The organism is Streptomyces sp. NPDC060198, from assembly GCF_042728415.1.
GTDB lineage: Bacteria > Actinomycetota > Actinomycetes > Streptomycetales > Streptomycetaceae > Streptomyces.
In genome coordinates this window covers 54582-73093 of the sequence record NZ_JBHWZJ010000001.1, presented here as the reverse complement: position 1 = coordinate 73093, position 18512 = coordinate 54582, and the positions used below count along the sequence as shown (strand labels likewise).

17 protein-coding genes are annotated in these 18512 nt (G+C 72.8%); 12 read left to right on the top strand and 5 right to left on the bottom strand.

The features are described 5' to 3' along the window. Positions 1–48: 48 nt before the first annotated feature. On the bottom strand, positions 49–543 hold the full coding sequence (locus tag ACFWEP_RS00255) for a DUF3145 domain-containing protein (RefSeq protein ID WP_387363070.1): 495 nt from the start codon (positions 541–543) through the stop codon (positions 49–51). Between the two features lie 418 nt (positions 544–961). Here ACFWEP_RS00255 and ACFWEP_RS00250 point away from each other — a divergent pair, with 418 nt between their 5' ends. The 5 genes from ACFWEP_RS00250 (at position 962) to ACFWEP_RS00230 (ending at position 6385) form a co-directional block, all read left to right on the top strand. Continuing rightward, positions 962–1837: a GDSL-type esterase/lipase family protein gene (locus ACFWEP_RS00250; protein WP_387363176.1), complete on the top strand. Its 876-nt coding sequence runs from the start codon at positions 962–964 to the stop codon at positions 1835–1837. A gap of 9 nt (positions 1838–1846) precedes the next feature. Continuing rightward, complete coding sequence (locus tag ACFWEP_RS00245) at positions 1847–2845, top strand: aldose epimerase family protein (protein WP_387363067.1); 999 nt, start codon at positions 1847–1849, stop codon at positions 2843–2845. A gap of 197 nt (positions 2846–3042) precedes the next feature. Continuing rightward, positions 3043–3453 carry a helix-turn-helix transcriptional regulator gene (locus ACFWEP_RS00240; RefSeq protein WP_387363064.1) on the top strand — a complete coding sequence of 137 codons (411 nt, stop codon included), beginning with the start codon at positions 3043–3045 and terminating at the stop codon, positions 3451–3453. 22 nt (positions 3454–3475) lie between these two features. After that, positions 3476–3889 carry a VOC family protein gene (locus tag ACFWEP_RS00235; RefSeq protein WP_328721928.1) on the top strand — a complete coding sequence of 138 codons (414 nt, stop codon included), beginning with the start codon at positions 3476–3478 and terminating at the stop codon, positions 3887–3889. A 96-nt stretch (positions 3890–3985) separates the two neighbouring features. Then, positions 3986–6385 (top strand): ATP-binding cassette domain-containing protein, encoded by a 2400-nt coding sequence (locus ACFWEP_RS00230; protein ID WP_387363061.1) that lies wholly within the window; start codon positions 3986–3988, stop codon positions 6383–6385. 658 nt (positions 6386–7043) lie between these two features. On the opposite strand, the gene ACFWEP_RS00225 is transcribed toward ACFWEP_RS00230, so the two are convergent. The 3 genes from ACFWEP_RS00225 to ACFWEP_RS00215 form a co-directional block, all read right to left on the bottom strand. After that, positions 7044–7859, bottom strand: coding sequence for an EI24 domain-containing protein (locus ACFWEP_RS00225; RefSeq protein ID WP_387363058.1), 816 nt, complete (start codon positions 7857–7859; stop codon positions 7044–7046). 77 nt (positions 7860–7936) lie between these two features. After that, positions 7937–8365 carry an organic hydroperoxide resistance protein gene (locus ACFWEP_RS00220; RefSeq protein ID WP_387363055.1) on the bottom strand — a complete coding sequence of 143 codons (429 nt, stop codon included), beginning with the start codon at positions 8363–8365 and terminating at the stop codon, positions 7937–7939. 69 nt (positions 8366–8434) lie between these two features. Then, positions 8435–9454 carry an NADP-dependent oxidoreductase gene (locus ACFWEP_RS00215; RefSeq protein ID WP_387363052.1) on the bottom strand — a complete coding sequence of 340 codons (1020 nt, stop codon included), beginning with the start codon at positions 9452–9454 and terminating at the stop codon, positions 8435–8437. A gap of 160 nt (positions 9455–9614) precedes the next feature. Between ACFWEP_RS00215 and ACFWEP_RS00210 the strand changes: the two genes are divergently transcribed. From ACFWEP_RS00210 to ACFWEP_RS00195, 4 genes are all read left to right on the top strand, one after another. Next, the gene (locus ACFWEP_RS00210; RefSeq protein ID WP_387363049.1) at positions 9615–10097 is read left to right on the top strand and encodes a MarR family winged helix-turn-helix transcriptional regulator; all 483 of its coding nucleotides are present in this window, start codon (positions 9615–9617) and stop codon (positions 10095–10097) included. Between the two features lie 49 nt (positions 10098–10146). Further along, positions 10147–10713, top strand: coding sequence for a hypothetical protein (locus ACFWEP_RS00205; RefSeq protein WP_387363046.1), 567 nt, complete (start codon positions 10147–10149; stop codon positions 10711–10713). Positions 10714–10849: 136 nt separating this feature from the next. Further along, a complete protein-coding gene (locus tag ACFWEP_RS00200) occupies positions 10850–11887 on the top strand; it encodes a rod shape-determining protein (RefSeq protein ID WP_387363043.1) in 1038 nt (345 codons plus the stop codon). Positions 11888–11914: 27 nt separating this feature from the next. After that, positions 11915–13591 carry a GAF domain-containing sensor histidine kinase gene (locus tag ACFWEP_RS00195; RefSeq protein WP_387363040.1) on the top strand — a complete coding sequence of 559 codons (1677 nt, stop codon included), beginning with the start codon at positions 11915–11917 and terminating at the stop codon, positions 13589–13591. Positions 13592–13766: 175 nt separating this feature from the next. Here the strand turns inward: ACFWEP_RS00195 and ACFWEP_RS00190 are convergent, their stop codons facing one another. Beyond that, a complete protein-coding gene (locus tag ACFWEP_RS00190; protein ID WP_328721918.1) occupies positions 13767–14198 on the bottom strand; it encodes an Lrp/AsnC family transcriptional regulator in 432 nt (143 codons plus the stop codon). Between the two features lie 168 nt (positions 14199–14366). On the opposite strand from ACFWEP_RS00190, the gene ACFWEP_RS00185 reads away from it, so the two are divergent. Genes ACFWEP_RS00185 through ACFWEP_RS00175 form a run of 3 tightly spaced genes read left to right on the top strand, consistent with a single transcriptional unit; the run spans position 14367 to position 18506 of the window. Next, on the top strand, positions 14367–15587 hold the full coding sequence (locus tag ACFWEP_RS00185) for an MFS transporter (RefSeq protein ID WP_387363035.1): 1221 nt from the start codon (positions 14367–14369) through the stop codon (positions 15585–15587). 29 nt (positions 15588–15616) lie between these two features. Continuing rightward, positions 15617–17119 carry an acyl-CoA synthetase gene (locus tag ACFWEP_RS00180; protein WP_387363031.1) on the top strand — a complete coding sequence of 501 codons (1503 nt, stop codon included), beginning with the start codon at positions 15617–15619 and terminating at the stop codon, positions 17117–17119. Positions 17120–17147: 28 nt separating this feature from the next. Further along, entirely contained in the window at positions 17148–18506 is a 1359-nt protein-coding gene (locus ACFWEP_RS00175) for a carboxyl transferase domain-containing protein (RefSeq protein ID WP_387363174.1), read from the top strand. Positions 18507–18512 lie beyond the last annotated feature (6 nt).

Here is an 18512-nt window from a genome sequence, read left to right as displayed (position 1 = left end):
ACCCCGCGATCTTCCGGTGGCCCGTGGTCCCGGCGGCGCGCGCGGGCTTCAGACCACCTGGTGCAGCCAGCGGACCGGGGCGCCCTCGCCGGCGTGCCGGAAGGACTCCAGCTCGTCGTCCCAGGGTTTGCCGATGAGCCCGGCGACCTCCGACTCCAGGTCCGACTCCCCGCGCACGGAGCGCGTCAGGGCGGCCCGCAGCCGGTCCTCGGGGACGAGGATGTCGCCGTTCATGCCGGTGACGGCATGGAAGATGCCGAGCGTGGGGGTGGAGCTGTAGCGCTCGCCCTCGGCCGTGGCACACGGTTCGGCGGTCACCTCGAAGCGCAGGAGGTCCCAGCCGCGCAGGGCGGAGGCCAGTTCCGAGGCGGTGCCGGCGCGGCCCCGCCAGGAGAACTCGGACCGCCAGGTGCCGGGCGCGGCCGGCTGTCTGATCCAGTCCAACTGGACCCGCACCCCGAGTACGCCTGCCACCGCCCATTCGATGTGCGGACAGAGCGCGCGCGGTGCGGAGTGTACGTACAGGACTCCACGTGTCGTCACCGGAACCTCCCGTGTGGGACGAGGTACGCCTTACCCAGCGGCCTCGCGCCCGTACCGCCTGTTCCCGGCCGGCTCCCGAGGTTGTCATCAGTAAACAGCATCGGGAGATAATCTCCAGAAAACGGACAGTATGTGACGTGAGGTAACTTACCGGACCTCCCGTGCGGGGCACGGGCGGGCGGGCCTCACTGGCTCTCCGGGAAAAAGCTACCGTGCGCCGGGGCCGGACGTGTGACGTACGGTCGGTCCCGAGCCCCTCATTCGCCCGCTTTCACCCGGCGGAGCACGCCCGGCGCACGCCTGCGCGTACGAGGTGTGCCGGGGGCCATGACCAGCGGCATAGGCCAGGAACGACCGGAGGTTGAAGATGCCGGAGCACACACGGCAGGGTCACCGCCCGCGGACCGCCGTCACCGGTATGGCGGCATGGGCGTGCGCCGGCGCACTCGTGCTGACGGGGTGTTCCGGCGGGGCGGACGGGGGCGCGAAGAGCGCACCGAAGGGCGCCGGTCGCGCCACGGCCGCGGCGCCCGCCGGTCCGGTGTGGAACCGCCGTCCGGGCTCGGTCGCGGCGGTCGGCGATTCGATGACCCGGGGGTTCGACGCCTGCTCGGTACTGGCCGACTGCCCCGAGGTCTCCTGGGCCACCGGGACGGACAGTGCGGTGCACAGTCTCGCCGCCCGGCTCCTCGGCCCGTCCGAGGTGGCGTCGCACAGCTGGAACCACGCCGTGTCGGGCGCGAGGATCGCCCAGTTGCCGGAGCAGATGGCCGAGGCGGCGCGGGAGCGGCCGGAGCTGGTGACGGTGATGATCGGGGCCAACGACGCCTGCCGGGGCTCGGTGGCATCCATGACACCCGTGGAGGACTTCCGGTTCTCCTTCGATCTGTCGCTGCGGCAGTTGCGGGCCGCCGTCCCGAAGGCGCAGGTGTACGTGTCGAGCGTGCCGGACCTGTGGCGGCTCTGGTCGACCGGGCGCCGCAACCCGCTGGGCAAGCAGGTCTGGAAGCTCGGGATCTGCAAGTCGATGCTGGCCGACGCCGACAACATGGGGGCCGCCGCCACCGCCCGGCGTGCCGCCGTGCGCGAGCGGGTGGTGGAGTACAACGAGGTGCTGCGGGAGGTGTGCGCAGGGGACGAGCTCTGCCGGTACGACGGCGACGCGGTCTACGACTATCCGTTCACCGGCGCCCAACTCAGCCCGTGGGACTGGTTCCACCCGGGGCGCGACGGGCAGGCCCGGCTGGCGGAGATCGCCTACCGCAATGTCACGGCAGCCGCCCCACCAGCGTAAAGTCCGATCATGAGTACGGTGACGACGATCAGCAGCGACCCGTTCGGCACTCTCCCGGACGGTACGTCCGTGGAGCGCTGGACCCTGGAGCGCGACGGGACCCGGGTACGTCTGCTGACGTACGGCGCGATTCAGCAGTCCGTCGAGGTGCCGGACCGGGACGGGACGGCCGGGGAGATCGTCCTCGGACTGCCGGACCTCGCCGGGTACCTCACCCACGCCTCGCCCTTCTTCGGCGCGGTCTGCGGGCGGTACGCGAACCGCATCGGCGGCGCCTCCTTCGAGCTCGACGGCCGCACCCACCGGCTCACCGCCAACGAGGGCCCCAACCAGCTGCACGGCGGGGCGCGAGGCTTCGACAAGCGGGTCTGGGCGGCCCGCGAGGTGGACGGCGGGGTGGAGCTGCACCTCGTCGCCGAGGACGGCGAGGAGGGTTTCCCCGGGCGGCTCGCGGTCTCGGTGACGTACACGCTGGAGCCGGGCGGGTCGCTGCGGATCGGCTACCGGGCGACGACCGACGCGCCGACCGTCGTGAACCTCACCAACCACACGTACTGGAACCTGGCCGGCGCGGGCACCGGCAGCGCGCTCGGGCACGAGCTGCGGATCGCGGCCGGGCGGATCACCCCGGTGGACGCCGCCTCCCTGCCGACCGGCGAACTCGCCCCGGTGGACGGCACCCGGTTCGACTTCCGCCGGCCGAAGCCGGTGGGCCCGGGCTACGACCACAACTACGTCCTGGACGCTCCGGGCGAGCTCGCGGAGGTCTCCGCCGAGCTGTACGACGCGGGCTCCGGGCGGGCGCTGACGGTGCGTACGACCGAGCCGGGCATCCAGCTCTACACCGCCGACCACCTCGGCGGCGGCCCCTTCGTGCCGTCGGCCGGGATCGCGCTGGAGACCCAGCACTTCCCGGACTCGCCGAACCGGCCCCACTTCCCGAGCACGGTACTGAGGCCGGGCGAGGAGTACGTCTCGACGACGGAGTACGGCTTCTCCGTGCGCTGACCCCCGCCGGGGCGGAGGCGGGGCGGGGACGGGGAGGAGCCCCGCAGCGGTGTCAGGTCCGCTGCGGGGCTCCTCGGTCGCGTGGACCGTCCCGGACCCGGTACGTACCCGGGAACAGCGCGACCATGCACATGACGACTGCCCCTGATCCCCCGAAGTGCCGGGCGCGGCCGGTGGGCCCGTGCGAAGGTGGCCGGATGACGTCGTTGGAAGACCTCCGCAGACTGCGCCGGGCCCGCGACCGGATGGACCGCGAGTACGCCGAGCCGCTCGACGTCCCCGCGCTGGCCCGTACCGCCCTGATGTCGGCGGGCCACTTCTCCCGCAGCTTCAAGACGGCTTACGGGGAGACCCCGTACAACTACCTCATGACCCGCCGGATCGAGCGGGCGAAAGCGCTGCTGCGGCGGGGCGACCTGTCGGTCACCGAGGTCTGCTTCGAGGTCGGCTGTACCTCGCTGGGGTCCTTCAGCTCGCGCTTCACCGAACTGGTCGGCGAGAGCCCGAGCGCCTACCGGGCGCGCTCCCACGAGGCGGGCGCGGCCGTCCCCGCCTGCGTCGCGAAGATCCACACGCGACCGGTCAGGAATGGAGAAGCGAAACGATGACCCCGCCCGTAGCGTGAAACGCATGGACATCAACCTTTCCCAGACCTTCATCGCCGTCGACGACCACGACAAGGCGCTCCCCTTCTACCGTGACGTGCTCGGACTCGAAGTCCGCAACGACGTGGGGTTCGAGGGGATGCGATGGGTGACCGTCGGCTCCCCCTCGCAGCCCGACGTGAACATCGTCCTGGAGCCGCCGCTGGCGGACCCGGGCGCCTCGGCCGCCGACCGGCAGGCCGTGGCGGAGCTCCTCGCGAAGGGCCTGCTGCGCGGGGTCATCTTCTCGACCGACGACGTCGACGCCACCTTCGAGCGCATCCGCGAAGGAGGCGGCGAAGTGATCCAGGAGCCGCTCGACCAGCCCTACGGCGTCCGCGACTGCGCCTTCCGCGACCCGTCCGGCAACATGCTGCGCTTCACCCAGAACAAGAAGTGACGCGCACACCCGCCACGCCGCGGAACGTGGCACCGTAGACCGCCGCACCGCCGGCACACCCGTACGCGCCAGGACGCCACCGCAGGAGGAGACAGCATGAGCAGGGCCCAGGGGACGGATCGCCGGACGGCGGCGGAGCGCGGTGCGGACGGCCACGATCTGATCCGGGTGCACGGCGCGCGGGTGAACAACCTCAGGGACGTCCATGTCGAGCTCCCGAAGCGCCGGCTGACGGTGTTCACCGGCGTCTCCGGCTCGGGCAAGAGCTCTCTGGTGTTCGGCACCGTCGCCGCCGAGTCGCAACGGCTGATCAACGAGACGTACAGCGCCTTCGTGCAGGGCTTCATGCCCACGCTGGCACGGCCCGAGGTGGACGTGCTCGACGGCCTGACCACCGCGATCCTCGTCGACCAGCAGCGCCTCGGCGGCGACACCCGCTCCACCGTCGGGACCGCCACCGACGCCAACGCCATGCTGCGCATCCTCTTCAGCCGCCTCGGCGAGCCGCACATCGGCCCGCCGGGCGCCTACGCGTTCAACGTCCCCTCGGTACGGGCGAGCGGCGCCATCACCGTCGAACGCGGCAACAAGAAGGCCGTGAAGGCCACGTTCAACCGGACCGGCGGGATGTGCCCGAACTGCGAGGGCCGGGGCACCGTCTCCGACATCGACCTCGCCCAGCTCTACGACGACTCCAAGTCGCTGGCCGAGGGCGCGTTCACCATCCCCGGCTGGAAGTCCGACAGCTTCTGGACCGTGCGGGTCTACGCGGAGTCCGGCTTCCTCGACCCGGACAAGCCGATCCGCGACTTCACCGAGAGGGAGATGCAGGACTTCCTGCACCGGGAGCCCACCAAGGTGAAGGTCGAGGGCGTCAACCTCACCTACGAGGGGCTGATCCCCAAGATCCAGAAGTCCTTCCTCTCCAAGGACAAGGAGACGCTCCAGCCGCACATCCGGGCCTTCGTGGAGCGCGCGGTCGCCTTCACCACCTGCCCCGAGTGCGAGGGCACCAGGCTCAGCGAGGGTGCGCGGTCCTCGAAGATCGCGCGCGTCTCCATCGCCGACGCCTGCACGATGCAGATCAGCGATCTCGCCGCGTGGCTGGCCGCTCTGGACGAGCCCTCGGTGGCGCCGCTGCTCACCGCGCTGGGGCGGACGCTCGACTCGTTCGTGGAGATCGGCCTCGGCTACCTCTCGCTCGACCGCCCGGCCGGCACGCTCTCGGGCGGCGAGGCGCAGCGCGTGAAGATGGTCCGCCACCTCGGCTCCTCGCTCACCGACGTCACGTACGTCTTCGACGAGCCGACCGTCGGGCTGCACCCGCACGACATCCAGCGGATGAACGACCTGCTGCTGCGGCTGCGGGACAAGGGCAACACCGTGCTCGTGGTGGAGCACAAGCCGGAGACGATCTCCATCGCCGACCATGTGGTGGACCTGGGTCCCGGCGCCGGTGCGGCCGGCGGCACGGTCTGCTTCGAGGGGACCGTGGAGGGACTGCGGAAGAGCGACACGGTCACCGGCCGCCACTTCGACGACCGGGCGAAGCTGAAGGACGAGGTGCGCAAGCCCACCGGGGCCCTGGAGATCCGGGGCGCCTCCACGCACAACCTGCGCGACGTGGACGTGGACCTCCCGCTCGGGGTGCTCACGGTCGTCACCGGGGTCGCCGGTTCCGGCAAGAGCTCGCTGGTGCACGGTGCGCTGCCCCGGCAGGCGGGGGGCGGGGAGGTGGTGTCGGTGGACCAGAGCCCGATCCGGGGTTCGCGGCGCAGCAATCCGGCGACGTACACCGGACTGCTGGACCCGGTCCGCAAGGCGTTCGCGAAGGCCAACGGGGTGAAGCCGGCGCTCTTCAGCGCCAACTCCGAAGGTGCGTGCCCCGGTTGCAACGGCATCGGCGTCGTCTACACCGATCTGGCGATGATGGCGGGGGTCGCCTCCGTCTGCGAGGAATGCGAGGGCCGGCGGTACCAGGATTCGGTGCTGGAATACCGGCTCGGCGGGCGGGACATCAGCGAGGTGCTCGCCATGTCGGCGGCCGAGGCGCGGGAGTTCTTCGCCGAGGGTGAGGCCGCGACCCCGGCCGCGGAGCGGATCCTCGGCCGGCTGGTGGACGTCGGGCTCGGATACCTCACCCTGGGGCAGCCGTTGACCACGCTCTCCGGCGGTGAGCGCCAACGCCTCAAGCTGGCCACGCACATGGGCGAGAAGGGCGGGATCTATCTGCTCGACGAGCCGACCACGGGTCTGCACCTCGCCGATGTCGAGCAGTTGCTCGGGCTGCTCGACCGGCTCGTGGACTCCGGCAAGTCGGTGATCGTGGTGGAGCACCACCAGGCGGTCATGGCGCATGCCGACTGGATCGTCGACCTCGGCCCCGGGGCGGGCCACGACGGCGGGCGGATCGTCTTCGAGGGCACCCCGGCCGATCTGGTCGCCGCCCGCTCCACCCTCACGGGCGAGCATCTGGCGGCGTACGTCGGAGCCTGAGGGGATGCCGGGCCGGGGCGGGGGTTTCAGGGCCTGTGCTGTTCCCCTCAGGCCCTCGATCACCGGCTCCAGCACCGGGGCCGGCGCGGTCGTGCAGCCCGTCCGAGAGGTGGCTGGTGTCGCGGTGGACGGAGACGTTGCCGACGGCGACGGGGCAGCGGGCTGCGCGGGTGTCGCAGATCCAGGCCCGCAGGTCGACGAGGGTGGCGCCGGCCGCCGCGGCGGCGGCGCGCACGGCCTGGGAGCGCACCGGGTCGTGGATCGCGGCGGAGAGGGTGGTACCGCAGGCCCGCAGCCGGTGAGTTGTCCGCGGGGCAGTCCACCGGGTCGCCCTTGGGCCACGGGGTGTCGAGGAGGGCGGAGACGCGGGTATCGCGGTGCCGCCCACGGGACGGGAACGCATACCGACGGGGGTCGCGCTGGTCATGGGGCGGCTCCTGGCGGAGCCTGTGCCGACTGGCGCGACCGCCCGGCCCCGGAACGCGTGCGGTGGGACGGGGCGGCTTCGTACTCTCCGTCCGCCAGGAGGCGCCGAGGCGACCACCGCGCCAACTACGTCCCACATCAGCGCATTCAGTCGCGCAACGAGCGCGGACCGGGCCACGCGCGGAGCGTGGGCTGCTGCCCGGGGCCGGGCACCAGAGGCCCCGTCAGCCCCTCAGTCGCCCTCGGGCTTCAGGAGCGAGGTGACCGGTGCGCCAGGGTTGGCCTCCGCGCCCTGCGGACCCTGCGCGTCCTGCGCGCCGACGAGGTCGCGCACCAGCAGGGTCGCCCCGGCCACGGCGCCCGGCATCAGGAACACCGCGACGACCGGGATCAGGAAGGCGAGCGTCAGAGGGACGCCGAAGCCCAGCACCAGCGCCCGCCGGCCGCGCAGCAGCGCCAGACGGGCGCGCAGGTCGCGTCCCCGGCGCTGGAGGGCGACGGAGGTGAGTTCCTCGGCGAGGAAGTAGCCGGAGACGCAGAAGCCGAGGGCGGGCACGACGGTCTGTCCGGCCACCGGGATGAATCCCAGGGCGAAGAGGAGGATGCCGTAGAGGGAGACCCGCACCAGGATGCGGACGGAGTCCCGGGCGGACACCCAGAGTTCGCGCCAGAGCGGGAGCCCGGACTCGGGGACCTCGCCGCCTTCGCTGCGGTCGACCTCCTCGGAGAGCGACTCGTAGAACGGCTGGCCGACCAGGAGGGTGACGGCGGTGAAGGTGATGACGGCGAGGAACAGCCCGAAGACGAAGACCAGTACGGTCAGCGTGTTGCGGAGCAGGCCGAGCCAGGGCTGCGACCAGTCGTCGGCGAACGGGGTGGACCAGTCGGCCAAGTCGTCGGCGCCGTAGGCGAGTCCGACGAGTGCACCGAGGTACAGGACGAGGGTGATCAGCCCCGGCAGCAGTCCGAACCCGAACCAGCGGCCGTGCCGGACGACCCAGCGCTGTCCCTTCAGCAAGTAGCCGAATCCGGCCGCGAGATCGCTCATGGCGCCAGGGTACGTGCGCACCCCCTGGACGCCGCCAGTGGGTGTCCGGGGGGTGCGGCCTGCCGTGGTGCGCGGGGTCAGGCGACGACGAGGTCGACCTTGATGTTGCCGCGGGTGGCGTTGGAGTACGGGCAGACCTGGTGGGCCTGCTCCACGAGTTCACGCGCGGTCTCCGTGCCGACGTCCGGGATGGAGACGGTGAGCGCGACCTCCAGGCCGAAGCCACCGGTGTCCGCCTGGCCGATACCGACCGACGCGGTCACGGTGGACCCGGCGATGCTGATCTTCTTCTGCCGGGCCACGACGCCGAGGGCGCTCTGGAAGCAGGCGCTGTAGCCGGCCGCGAAGAGCTGCTCGGGGTTGGTGCCGTTGCCGCTGCCGCCCATCGCCTTCGGCGGGTTGACGACGACGTCGAGGTTTCCGTCGTCGGAGTACACCCGGCCGTCACGGCCGTTCTCGGCGGTGGCGACGGCGGTGTAGGCGACGGTTATGTTCGGGATGCTCATGCGGGGTACTCCTCCTGTGGGTACGGACGTTGTCCGTGACGGAGCTGTCCTTGACGGACGAGCCTGCGGTCAGACGAGCGAAACGATCATCTTGCCGGTGTTCTCGCCGCGCATCAGGCCGTCGAAGGCGCTGAAGCCGTTCTCGATGCCCTCGACGGTGGTCTCGCGGTACTTCAGCTCGCCCGAGGCCAACCAGCCGGCCGCGTCTTCGACGAACTTCGGCCGGAGCGCGGTGTGGTCGCCGACGAGCAGGCCCTCCAGGCGGAGCCGCTTGCCGATGACCAGCGCGAGGTTGCGCGGAGCCGGCGTCGGCTCGGTGCTGTTGTACTGCGCGATCATGCCGCAGATGGCGGCGCGGCCGTGGACGTTGAACGACGAGATCGCGGCCTCCAGGTGTTCACCGCCGACGTTGTCGAAGTAGACGTCGATGCCGTCCGGGGCGGCCTCGCGGAGCTGGTCGCGGACCGGGCCGTTCTTGTAGTTGAACGCGGCGTCGAAGCCGTACTCCTCGACCAGGAGCTTGACCTTCTCGTCGGATCCGGCCGATCCGATGACACGGGAGGCGCCCTTGAGCCTGGCCATCTGGCCGACCTGGCTGCCCACGGCTCCGGCGGCGCCGGAGACGAAGACCGCGTCGCCCTCCTTGAAGGAGGCGACCTCGAAGAGGCCGGCGTAGGCGGTGAGACCGGTCATGCCGAGCACGCCGAGGTAGGCGGAGAGCGGGGCGACGTCCGGGTCCACCTTGGCCACGCGGTTCGCCGGGACCTCGGCGTACTCGCGCCAGCCGAGGCCGTGCAGGACGTGGTCGCCGACCGCGATGCCCTCGGCGTTCGAGGCGACGACCTCGCCGACCGCGCCGCCGTCCATCGGCTCGTCGAGCCGGAAGGGCGGGGTGTACGACTTCACGTCGTTCATCCGGCCGCGCATGTACGGGTCGACGGAGAAGTGGAGGTTGCGGACGAGGACGTGGCCCTCGGCGGGAGCCGACACCGGCGCCTCACGCAGCGCGAAGTCCTCGGGCTTCGGCCAGCCGTGCGGGCGGGCGACGAGGTGCCATTCGCGGCTGGACGCGGGAAGTGCAGCAGACATGGGCTCGGGTTCTCCTCGGTGCGGGGTGCGGGGGCAGGGGATGCGTACGCGGTGGGGCGCACGGCGCGGCGAGAAGCTTCATCATGTAAAGCTTCACCACATGAAACAACCATGCTCCTGAATATTTCATCTTGTCAAGCAACTGGGTATCCTGTGTGTCATGACCACCCCGCGTACAGATCCTCTGACCCTCGAAGTCGTCGAGCTGATCGGCACTGTCGTGGCGCGCTACTACGAGGAGTACGACCGGGCCGCCGCCTCCTTCTCACTCACCGGCGCCCAGGCACGGGTGCTGGGTCTGCTGTCCCTGGAGCCGATGCCCATGCGCCGGATCGCGCAGAAGCTGAAGTGCGAGCCGTCGAACGTGACCGGCATCGTGGACCGGCTGGAGGCTCGTGACCTGGTCGAACGCCGTCCGGACCCGCACGACCGGCGGGTGAAGCTCGCCGCCCCGACCGAGAAGGGGCGCGTGACCGCGCTGCGGCTGCGCGAGGCGCTGGACTTCGCCCGTGAGCCGCTGGCCGGCTTGTCGGAGGCGGAGCGCACGGTGCTGCGGGACCTGCTGCGCCGGATGCTCGGCGCCGGGCCCCAGGGGGACCGCACCGCCCTGGAGAACCTCGTCGCCGGGGCCACCGGCGGCTGAGCGACGAGAGCCGAGCGGCCCCGACGGGGCGCGGGGCAGGATGGACGGCATGACCGCCGCCACCCCCTTCGGACCGCTCCAGTTCCAGCTCGTCCTGCTCCGCCGGATGGCCGACCACCAGCCGGACCTGGCCGAGGACGCCCGGCACGAGCTGAGCGCCACCCTCGCCGAGGCGCGCGAGGCGAACCGCCGCTGGCAGGCCATGGTGCGCGGACCGGGCGGGCGGGGAGTCCTCCGCCGGTACCGCTCGGTGCTCGGCGAGCCCGAGCGGTCCGTCCGGCGGAAGGTCGGCGATCTGGAGTGCGACGCGCTGACGTGGGCGCTGCCGCTCTGGCCCGGCCTGCGGTTCGAGGTGATGGCGGCGCCGGGCGGAGCCGTGTGGAACGCCTGGCTGGTCCGCGCGCCCGGGACCCCGGGTCCCGAGCTGCGGACCGCCGCCGACCTCACCCCGTGGTCCTGCACCGTGGACGAGGTGGCGCGGGCCTTCGCACCGGTCCGCCCGATGGAGGGCAGCGCGCCGACCCGCTGGGCGCTGGCCTTCACCGACCCGGCGACCGGCGCCAGTCACGTCGCCGAGTTCACCTGGGGCCTGTTCCAGCGGTTGCTGCCGGGCTGACGGACGCCCGGGAGCCGCCGGTCCCGCGGGCCCCTTCCGGCGTACCTCAACGCGCGCCCGGCCCCCGCCCCGCCCACGATGCGAAGGAGAGCCGGCCGCCGCCGGGACACCACCAGCGCTCTCGGGAGAACCCGCCGTGACCGTCAGCCTTGAGCAGTTGCACCGTTGCCACATCGCCGTCGACATGGGAGCCGCGAGCACCCGGGTGTACGTGAAGGGGCTCGGGCTCGTCGTGGACGAACCGAGTGTCGCGGCCGTCAACACCCGCACCGGATCGCTCATCGCGGTGGGCGCGCTCGCCGAGCAGATGACCGGCCGCACCCCCAGCTACATCCGGGTGGCCCGGCCCGTCTCGGGCGGCACCGTCGTGGACATCGAGATGGCCCAGCGGATGCTGCGCCACCTGATCGGCGAGAAGCTCCGCCGTCAGCTCCGCCGCAAGCCCCGGCTGCGGGCCGCCGCGTGCACCCCGCACGACAGTGACCCGCTGGCCCAGCGCGCGACCGTGGAGACCCTGGTCGGGCTCGGCGCCCGCCGGGTGGAGCTGGTAGACACCCTGATCGCGGCGGCCGTCGGCTGCGGACTCCCGGTCGAGCAGCCGACCGCGACCATGATCATGGTGTGCGGAGCGGCCACCACCCAGATCGCGGTGCTCTCGCTGGGCTCGATCGTCACCGCCGTACGCATCCCCATCGGCGGCAACACCATCGACAACGCGGTGATCCAGCACCTGCGCCAGCACCACGAACTGATGCTGCCCAGCCAGTCCGTGCGCCCCCTCCAACTGGCCCTCAGCGGCACCGGGCTGACCTCGCAGGGCCCCGCCGTGACCGAGATCCACGGCCGTGACGTGGCGACGGGGCTGGCCCGTTCGGTGCAGGTGGACACGGCCGCCGTGCGGCAGGCGATCCACACCCCGCTGACCGCGGTGGTGGACGGCCTCGGCAGGGTGCTGCGGGACTGCCCGCCCGATCTGGTCGCCGACCTCGCCGACCGGGGCATCATGATGGTCGGCGGCAGCGCCCTGCTGCCGGGCTTCGACCAGCTGCTGCGGACGGCCACCGGGATGCCGGTGACCATCGCGGAGCGGCCCGACGTGTGCTCGATCCTCGGCCTCGGCGCGATGCTGGACGGCACGATCGCCCCGATGGTCCTCAACCCGCTCGTCGGCTGACCGCACGGCGGGGCTGGGGCGAGGCGGATGGCGCGCGAGCACGGCAGCGGTCCGGACGGGCCGGAGGACACCCCCGGCGCGGCGGGCGGTCCCGACCGGCCCGAGGGCGCGCGGCACGGCTACGCGCCCCGGCTGCCGGAACTGCTGGAGGCGGTGCTGAGTGTCGGCACCGATCTGGGGCTCGGCACCACACTCCAGCAGATCGTGGACACCGCCTCCCTGCTGACCGACGCCCGTTACGCCGCCCTCGGCGTGCTGGACCCCGAGTCCGGCCGGATCACCGAGCTGTACACCGCGGGCCTCGGCGACGAGGAGCGCCGGCGCATCGGAGCGCTCCCGGACGGCCGCAAGGGGGTGCTCGGCGCGCTGATCCACGACCACCGGCCGCTGCGCTCCGACGATGTGACCCGTGATCCGCGTTCGGCCGGAGTGCCGCCCGGGCACCCGGTCATGCACACCTTCCTCGGTACTCCGGTACGGGTCGACACCGAGGTGTTCGGCAACCTCTACCTCTGCGAGAAGAGCGGCGGGCGGCCGTTCACCGACGCGGACGACGCGCTGCTGCGGGTGCTGGGCTCCCAGGCGGGCATCGCGATCAGCAACGCGCGGCTCTACGAATCGGCCCTCCAGCGGGAACGCTGGCTCCAGGGATCTGCGGCCGTCACCACGGCGCTGCTCACCGGAACGAGCCGGGCCGAGGCGCTGCAGACCGTCGCCGAAGGGGCCAGGGTGCTCGCGGAAGCGGCGGCCGGGGTGATCCTCCAGTCCCGCGAGGACGGCGGCATGGAGATCGTCACCGTGTCGACCCTGGAGGACCCGACGGGCATCCTGGGCGCCTCGATCGCGCCCGGCTCCCCCGTACTCGTCCACCTGCTGGGCGGGCAGCCGGTGTTCCTGGAGGACGCGGCGACCGACCCGATGATGACGACCTCGGTGCGCCACCGGTACGGGCCCAGCATGATGCTGCCGCTGGAGAGCGGCGGCCGGCTGATCGGCACCCTCTCCCTGCCCCGGCTGCGGGGCGGCCGCCCGTACACCACGGCGGACAAGCAGCTGGCGACCCAGTTCGCCTCGCAGGCGGCGCTGGCCCTGGTGCTGGCCGACGCCCAGCTGGACCGGGAGCAGCTCGCGGTCTACGAGGACCGCGACCGGATCGCCCGTGACCTGCACGATCTCGTCGTACAGCGGCTCTTCGCGACCGAGATGACGCTGGAGTCGGCCCGCCGCCGGGCCGTGGCGGCGACGAAGGCCCCGGAGTGGGCCGGTGACCCGGGCGACGCGATGGAGGCGGACGGTCTGCTGGTACGGGCCGTGGACGAGCTGGATTCGACGATCCAGGAAGTACGGACCACGATCTTCGCCCTCCAGCAGCCGCCCGCCGACGCGCCGACGACGTTCCGGGGCCGGGTGCTGCGGGAGACGGCCGGGGCTTCGGCGCTGCTGGGCTTCCAGCCGTCGGTGCACTTCGCGGGCCCTGTGGACGCCCTGGTGACCGAGCCGGCGGCCGGCGAGCTGCTGGCGACCCTGCGGGGCGCGCTGGCCGCCGCCCATCGCCGGACGGGGGTTTCGGCGATCGAGGTGGAGGTGGACGCGACGGTCCGGCTGCCGGACGGGCGACGCGCGGTGCGGCTGCTGGTCTCGGACGACGGGCAGGACGAGCACGGTGAGCGGCGTCCGCCTCTCACCTGGCAGGCACCGATCTGAAGCGTGTGTCGAAAGTGGCGCCGGTCGCCCGGAGGGCGGGTCCGGCGGCGTCCGGTGCGTGCGATCGCACGGCGGAGAGCCGCTCCGATGCTGGATGTACCGGGGTGATCCCGACAACGCGGCGAGCGTGCGTGCCGGGCGTCGACACACGCCCTGGTGCCGCGTCGGCCGAGGTTCAGCGGGTGGGGGCGGCCCGCAGGGCGATCCGGGTGATGGAGTGGGCGACGCCCGCGTCCCGCTTGAGGCGTCGCAGCAGGCTGTCGAGCGCGCCGGGGTCGGCGGCCGTGGCCCGTACGAGGTAGTCGTGGCCGCCGGTCAGGTGCACCACCTCGGTGATGCCCGGCAGCGTCAGCACGGAGCGTTCGAACTCCTCGTTGGTGGTGTCCAGGCGCAACGAGACGTCGATGAAGACGACGAGTCCGGAGCGGGTGTCGGCGGCCGGATCGATGATCACCGTGAAGCCGCGGATGACTCCGTCGCGGCGCATCCGGCGTACCCGGTCGCCCGCGGCGTTGGCGCTGAGCCCGACGCGGACGCCCAGGTCCCGGTACGAGATCCGGGCGTCCTCCTGGAGGATGGCGAGTATTTCTCTGTCCAGCCGGTCCATACCGCGATTGTCGCAGAATTCGGACGAAACCGACTGTGGAGAGGACGGTGAGAGCACGGGCGCGCACCGGGCGTGGGCGCGGACCCGCCGTCGCGTCTGCGCCTCCGCGGTCCCCCGCTCGGAGCAGTCCGACGGGCTGCCGGTGGGAGGGCGGTCTTGACTGGGGCCGTGGACACAGCAGCCCCCCAGCAGCCCGCCGCCCCGGTGGCGCCCAAGCCTTCCGCCGCCGCGTACCGCAACCTCGTCGTGGCGACGATCGGCTTCGCACTGACCTTCTGGGCGTGGAACCTGGTCTCGCCGCTGTCGGGCGAGTTCAAGGACCGGCTCGGACTCAGCTCGTTCCAGCAGTCCTTCCTGGTCGCGGTGCCGGTGATCGTCGGCTCGCTCGGCCGCATCCCGGTGGGCGCGCTGACCGACAAGTACGGGGCGCGGCTGATGTTCCCCGCGGTGTCGGCGCTGACCATCGTGCCGGTACTGCTGCTGATCCCGGCGAAGGACTCGTACGGGGCGATGCTCGCGGTGGGGTTCCTGCTGGGGCTGGGCGGCACCACGTTCGCCATCGGCATCCCGCTGGTCAACTCCTGGTTCCCGCCCTCCGACCGGGGCCTCGCACTCGGTGTCTTCGGCATGGGCATGGGCGGTGTGGCGCTCTCCGGGTACTTCACCCCGCGCATCGCCAAGCACAGCGACGACCTGCCGTTCCTGATCGTCGCGGGCGCGCTGCTGGTGTACGCGCTGCTGGCCGCCTTCCTGATCACCGACCGCCCCGACCGGCCCGTACCGGCCGACACCCTGGTCCACCGGCTCACCGAGGCGGGGAAGCTGCGGGTGACCTGGGAGCTGTCGGCGCTCTACGCGATCGGCTTCGGCGGCATCGTGGCGTTCGGGGTCTACCTGCCGACGTACCTCAAGACCTGGTACGAGATGTCCCCGACCGACGCGGGCACCAAGGCCGCCGGGTTCGCGCTGGTCACCGTCGTCTTCCGGCCGATCGGCGGCTATCTGTCGGACCACGTGCACCCGGCGCTGGTGACCGCCGGGGCGCTGCTGCTGGCCGCGCTGATGGCGATCGTCCAGGCCTTCGACCCGGCGTTGAACCCGGGCGGCACCATCGCGCTCCTCGCCATGGCGGCCGGGCTCGGCACCGCGAGCGGCAGCGTCTTCGCGCTGGTCTCGCAGGTGACGCCGCAGCCGAAGGTGGGCAGCGTGACCGGCATCGTCGGCGCGATGGGCGGCCTCGGCGGGTTCGTGCCGCCGCTGGTGATGGGCGCGATCTACAGCGCGAAAGGCTCGTACTCGATCGGTTTCATGCTGCTGTCCGATCTCGCGCTGGCGGGCTGCGTGTACGCGTACGGGCGGATGCGGAACATCCAGCGGGACTCGGGCTGAGTCCCCCGACAGCCCTTAGTCTGGCGGGCGTGACGCCACTTCTCCCCGCGCTCCAGAATCCCCCGGCCGCCGGCACGGAAGGCCGGGAGGCCGTCCGGTTCGGTGAACTCTCCCTCTCCTACGCCCGCCTCGGGGATCTCGCGGGGGCGCTGCGGCCCCGGATCACCGGGGCGGGCGGCCGGGTCGCCGTGTGGGCGACCCCGTCGGCGGAAACCGTCGTCGCCGTGGTGGCCGCGCTCCTGGCGGGCGTGCCCGCAGTACCCCTGAACCCGAAGACCGGCGAGCGCGAACTCGCGCACATCGTCACCGACAGCCGACCGGCCGCCGTGCTCGCCGCACCGGGGGACGTCCTGCCGCCGGTACTCGCCGCGCTCCCCCGGATCGACGTGCTGGTGGCCCCGGACGCACCGGCCTCTCCCGGGCCCGTCCCCGTCGAGCCCGGTCCCGGGACGGCCGCGCTGATCGTCTACACCTCCGGGACCACCGGGCCGCCCAAGGGCGCGGTCCTCCCCCGCCGGGCGGTCGCCGCCTCGCTGGACGCACTGGAGGACGCCTGGGGGTGGACCGGTGAGGACGTCCTCGTCCACGCGCTGCCGCTGTTCCATGTGCACGGCCTGGTCCTCGGGGTGCTGGGGCCGCTGCGCCGGGGCGGGTCGGTACGTCACCTGGGGAGGTTCTCCGCCGAGGGGGTGGCCCGCGAACTGGCCGCCGGGGGGACGATGTTGTTCGGCGTCCCCACCATGTACCACCGTATGGCGGAGGTGCTCGCCGCCGGAGGGGCGGCCGGGGCCGGGCTGGCGGACGCGCTGGCGGGGGCACGGCTGCTGGTCTCGGGCTCGGCCGCGCTGCCGGTCCACGACCACGAGCGCCTGCACGCCGCGACCGGGCGCCGGGTGATCGAGCGGTACGGCATGACGGAGACCCTGATGAACACCGGTGTCCGGGTGGACGGTGTCCCCCGGCCCGGCACGGTCGGCCCGCCGCTCGCCGGGGTGGAGCTCCGCCTGGTGGAGGAGGACGGTTCCCCGGTCTCCGGGGAGGAGGCGATCGGCGAGATCCAGGTGCGCGGGGCGAACCTCTTCAGCGGTTACCTCAACAGGCCGGACGCCACGGCGGCGGCATTCACCGAGGACGGCTGGTTCCGGACCGGCGACATGGCCACGGTGGCCCCGGACGGGTACGTGACGATCGTGGGGCGCAAGGCTACCGACCTGATCAAGAGCGGCGGTTACAAGATCGGGGCGGGCGAGATCGAGAACGCGCTGCTCGACCACCCCGGGGTCCGCGAGGCCGCCGTCACCGGTGAGCCGGACGCGGACCTCGGCGAGCGGATCGTCGCCTGGGTGGTGCCGGCAGACCCTGGATCGCCGCCTGACGCGGCCGAGTTGGCAGACCATGTGGCGAAGCTCCTCTCCCCGCACAAGCGCCCCCGCGTCGTCCGCCTTCTCGACGCCCTGCCGCGCAACGACCTGGGCAAGATCATGAAGCGTGCCCTGACGGCCACCTCGCAGGGGCCGGGGCACGGTGGCTGAGGGGCCGGCGCGCCTGGGTGCGCGCGAGATGATCGCGGCGGTCGCGGAGACCTTCGACGAGCGGCCGGCCCCCGGTGACAGCCACCATCCGGGCGGGGCGCGGACACCGGACGGCCCGCTCGGCTGGAGCGGTTACGGGGCGGCGCTGGCACGGGCCGAGGAGCGGACCGGTGAGGCCGAGTCGGTGGTGCACGGCACGGCTTCGGTCGGCGGGCACCCCTGCGTGCTGCTCGCCTTCGAATTCGGCTTTCTGGGCGGCTCGTTGGGGCACCGCACCGGAGACCGGCTGACGGCCGCGTACACCCTCGCCCGGGAGTTGCGGCTGCCGCTGGTCTCCCTCGTCGCCACGGGTGGCAGCCGGATGCAGGAGGGCATGGTCGCGCTCACCCAGCTCCAGCGGGTGGCCCGCGCCTCGGCCGAACTGCGGGCGGCCGGTCTGCCGCAACTCGCGGTGCTGCGCGACCCGACGACCGGCGGTGGCTGGGCCACGGTGGGTGCGGGTGCCGACGTGGTGCTGGCGCTGGCGGGCGCGCAGGTCGGGTTCGCCGGTTCGCGGGTACGCCCGGCGGACGCGGAGCCGTACGCGTACACGGCCGAGGGGCAGTGGGCGGCGGGGCAGGTCGACGCGGTGGTGGACCGGGCCGGGTTGGCGGGGACGCTGGGCCGGTGGCTCGCGGTGCTGGGCCCCGGCTCCGGGGCCGGGGCCCGGACCTCCGGGGTGCGGCCCGCGCCGGTGCCCCGGGCCCTCTCCCGCACCCGGCTCCCGGCGACGGGGCGGGAGGCGGTGGCGCTGGCCCGCGCGCCGGAACGACCGGGCGCCGAGGCCTACTTGGACGCTTACTTCGCGTACCGGCTGCCGCTGCACGGCGACCGGGCGGGCGGCACGGACCCCGGCACGCTCTGCGGGTTCGGGCTGCACGGGGACCAGCCGGTGGCGTACGTCGCCCAGTGCGGCACCCCCACCCTGCCGGCGGGCTACCGGACCGCGGCCCGGACCCTCCGGCTCGCGGACCGGCTCTCCGTCCCCGTACTCACCCTGATCGACACCCCGGGCGCCGCCAACGACGCGGCGGCCGAGCGGGCCGGGGCGGGCGCCGCCATCGCCGAGACCTTCGCCGCGATCGCGCGGGCGCGGGTGCCGGTGACCACGCTGGTGATCGGCGAGGGCGGGTCGGGCGGCGCGCTCGCCCTGGCCGCCCCCGGCCGCACCTACGTCACGGCGGACAGCTACTTCTCGGTCATCGCACCGGAGTCGGCGGCGGCGATCCTCAAGCGCCCGCCGGAGAGAGCCGACGAGACGGCCGACCAACTCGGCCTGCGGCCCCAGGACCTGGTGGCGCTGGGGATCGCCCGGGGCATCGTGGGCGAGGCGCCGGACGCCGTCTGAGGGGCG

What these genes read in the sequence shown, in the direction of transcription:
- ACFWEP_RS00250 (WP_387363176.1), top strand. Translation starts at nt 962, where the DNA reads ATGGCGGCATGGGCGTGCGCCGGCGCACTCGTGCTGACGGGGTGTTCC.
- ACFWEP_RS00245 (WP_387363067.1), top strand. Translation starts at nt 1,847, where the DNA reads ATGAGTACGGTGACGACGATCAGCAGCGACCCGTTCGGCACTCTCCCG.
- ACFWEP_RS00240 (WP_387363064.1), top strand. Translation starts at nt 3,043, where the DNA reads ATGACGTCGTTGGAAGACCTCCGCAGACTGCGCCGGGCCCGCGACCGG.
- ACFWEP_RS00235 (WP_328721928.1), top strand. Translation starts at nt 3,476, where the DNA reads ATGGACATCAACCTTTCCCAGACCTTCATCGCCGTCGACGACCACGAC.
- ACFWEP_RS00230 (WP_387363061.1), top strand. Translation starts at nt 3,986, where the DNA reads ATGAGCAGGGCCCAGGGGACGGATCGCCGGACGGCGGCGGAGCGCGGT.
- ACFWEP_RS00225 (WP_387363058.1), bottom strand. Translation starts at nt 7,859, where the DNA reads ATGAGCGATCTCGCGGCCGGATTCGGCTACTTGCTGAAGGGACAGCGC.
- ACFWEP_RS00220 (WP_387363055.1), bottom strand. Translation starts at nt 8,365, where the DNA reads ATGAGCATCCCGAACATAACCGTCGCCTACACCGCCGTCGCCACCGCC.
- ACFWEP_RS00215 (WP_387363052.1), bottom strand. Translation starts at nt 9,454, where the DNA reads ATGTCTGCTGCACTTCCCGCGTCCAGCCGCGAATGGCACCTCGTCGCC.
- ACFWEP_RS00210 (WP_387363049.1), top strand. Translation starts at nt 9,615, where the DNA reads ATGACCACCCCGCGTACAGATCCTCTGACCCTCGAAGTCGTCGAGCTG.
- ACFWEP_RS00205 (WP_387363046.1), top strand. Translation starts at nt 10,147, where the DNA reads ATGACCGCCGCCACCCCCTTCGGACCGCTCCAGTTCCAGCTCGTCCTG.
- ACFWEP_RS00195 (WP_387363040.1), top strand. Translation starts at nt 11,915, where the DNA reads ATGGCGCGCGAGCACGGCAGCGGTCCGGACGGGCCGGAGGACACCCCC.
- ACFWEP_RS00190 (WP_328721918.1), bottom strand. Translation starts at nt 14,198, where the DNA reads ATGGACCGGCTGGACAGAGAAATACTCGCCATCCTCCAGGAGGACGCC.
- ACFWEP_RS00175 (WP_387363174.1), top strand. Translation starts at nt 17,148, where the DNA reads ATGATCGCGGCGGTCGCGGAGACCTTCGACGAGCGGCCGGCCCCCGGT.